Annotated in this window: 2 protein-coding genes; both read left to right on the top strand. The window is 61.6% G+C overall.

The annotated features are described in order from the left end of the window. Positions 1-104: 104 nt before the first annotated feature. A complete protein-coding gene (gene istA / locus JC607_RS25135; protein ID WP_090271472.1) occupies positions 105-1604 on the top strand; it encodes an IS21 family transposase in 1500 nt (499 codons plus the stop codon). After that, on the top strand, positions 1604-2332 hold the full coding sequence (gene istB, locus JC607_RS25130; protein WP_198839438.1) for an IS21-like element helper ATPase IstB: 729 nt from the start codon (positions 1604-1606) through the stop codon (positions 2330-2332). The genes istA and istB overlap by 1 nt, the downstream gene beginning before the upstream one ends. Positions 2333-2448: the final 116 nt, after the last annotated feature.

Genomic DNA, 2448 nt, shown 5'->3' with positions numbered 1-2448 from the left:
CAATAAGGACCCCGCTTCTGGGGTGATCGGCGTCCAAAAGGGACCCCACCGACCGGGGGTTGGGTCCATTGTGCCTTCGATGATTATCGGAGGCCGAGCACGGGATGCTGATCGTGGAGACAATAGCAAAAATCAGGCGGCTACATTTCACCGAGGGCAAGGGGATCAAGACGATCTGCCGTGACCTGAAGCTGTCGAAGAAGGTGGTGCGGAAGGTGATCCGCACCGGGATTACCGAGTTCACCTATACCCGGACGGTGCAGCCGCGCCCGAAGCTGGGTGCCTGGCTGGGGGAACTCAACCGGCTGCTGGAGGTCAACGCCGCGCGGTCCAGCCGGGAACGTCAGTCTCTGATACAGATCTACGAAGAACTGAGCGGTCTCGGTTATGAAGGTGGGTATGACGCGGTGCGCCGCTACGCCTCGAACTGGGCACGCACTCAGAGTTCAGGCGCTTCTGCCGCCTTCGTGCCCCTGAGCTTTGCGCCCGGTGAAGCCTATCAGTTCGACTGGAGCCACGAGGTTGTGGTGATCGATGGGGCGACCACCACCATCAAAGTGGCCCATGTTCGCCTGTGCCACAGCCGGATGTTCTTTGTGCGGGCCTATCCGCGCGAGACGCAGGAGATGGTGTTCGATGCCCACGACAGGGCTTTCGCCTTCTTCAAGGGCACCTGCACCCGCGGGATCTACGACAACATGAAGACGGCGGTGGAGACCATCTTCACCGGCAAGGAACGCCTCTACAATCGTCGGTTCCTGCAGATGGCCAGCCATTATCTGGTCGAACCCGTTGCCTGCACCCCTGCTGCGGGTTGGGAGAAAGGCCAGGTGGAGAGCCAGGTCGGCACTGTCCGTCAGCGGTTCTTCGCGCCCCGCGTCAGGGTCAAGAGCTACGAGGAACTGAATGCCTGGCTGCTGGACAAATGCATCGCCTCGGCCAGAACCAGCAAGCATCCGGAGCTGACGGACAAAACCGTCTGGCAGGTCTTCCAGGAAGAGCGCCCACACCTTGTTCCCTATGCCGGGCGCTTCGACGGATTCCATTCACTGCCTGCGGCGGTGTCAAAGACCTGTCTCGTGCGCTTCGACAACAACAAATACTCCGTCGCGGCAACGGCTGTCGGGCGGCAGGTCGAGATCAGGGCCTATGCTGAGCGGATCGAGATTCGGCAGGAGGGCCGACTGGTCGGAGACCACCCGCGTCACTTCGGCCGGGACCGAACGGTTTACAATCCTTGGCATTATGTGCCTGTTCTGCTTCGCAAACCCGGGGCGCTGCGTAACGGCGCACCGTTCAAGGACTGGGTTCTTCCCGGAGCTCTTGAACAGATCCGCCGCAAGCTGCAGGGCTCCTCAGATGGCGACCGCCAGATGGTGAAGGTCCTCGGCGCTGTGCTGACGGAAGGGATGCCTGTGGTTCAAAAGGCATGTGCCGAAGCTCTCTCGCAAGGCGTCCATTCTGCCGATGTAATCCTCAATATTCTATCCCGCAGGCGAGATCCGGAACCACCACCGCTTCTGCTGACCTCTCCGGCCTTGCAGTTGACCCATGAGCCTGTGGCGGACTGCGCCCGTTATGATCTGCTGCGGAGGGCCTGCTGATGGATCGTGCTGACATCATGGCTGCAATGGGCGAGTTGAAGCTCTACGGGATGCGCGCCGCTTATGACGAACTCATGGCGGTGGCTGTGCGCCGCCAGCACGAACCCCGCCAGATCGTTGGAGATCTTCTGGCCGCCGAGATCAACGAGAAGAAAGCGCGGTCGGTCAAATACCAGATCACTACCGCCAAGCTGCCCTATGCCCGGGAGATCGAGGAGTTCACCTTCGATGACACCCCAATCAACGAGACCCTGGTGCGAGATCTGGCCAGCGGGGAGTTCCTCAGCCAACAGCGCAATGTCGTGCTGGTTGGCGGCACGGGGACCGGCAAGACCCATATCTCTGTGGCCATAGCGCGCGCGGTCATCCGCAATGGTGCCCGGGGCAGGTTCTTCAATGTCGTCGATCTGGTGAACAGGCTGGAGGCCGAGGCCCGTGCCGGACGGGCAGGCCGGCTTGCAGAACATCTGATGCGGCTCGACTTGGTCATCCTTGATGAACTCGGATACCTCCCATTCGCGCAGTCCGGAGGCCAGTTGCTGTTCCATCTGATCAGCAAGCTCTATGAGCAGACTTCCGTCATCGTCACCACCAACCTGGCATTCGGCGAGTGGCCGACCGTCTTCGGGGACGCGAAGATGACCACCGCGCTGCTCGATCGCCTCACCCACCACTGCGACATCGTCGAGACCGGCAACGACAGCTGGCGCATCAAAACCCGAGCCTGAACACCCTCCGAAACGCAGGCCCGCGTCGGCTGCGCCAGCTGGAAAGCTACGCCGCCACGGGCCTGCTCACCCGCGCGCCAAAGGGGTCACTTTTGGACGCCGATCAGGGGGCCCGT

It is taken from the genome of Paracoccus sp. IB05 (assembly GCF_016405985.1).
GTDB lineage: Bacteria > Pseudomonadota > Alphaproteobacteria > Rhodobacterales > Rhodobacteraceae > Pseudogemmobacter.
This window is presented reverse-complemented; position numbering and strand designations above follow the sequence as displayed.

Coding starts and splice junctions, on each gene's coding strand:
- istA (WP_090271472.1), top strand. CDS start 105: ATGCTGATCGTGGAGACAATAGCAAAAATCAGGCGGCTACATTTCACC.
- istB (WP_198839438.1), top strand. CDS start 1,604: ATGGATCGTGCTGACATCATGGCTGCAATGGGCGAGTTGAAGCTCTAC.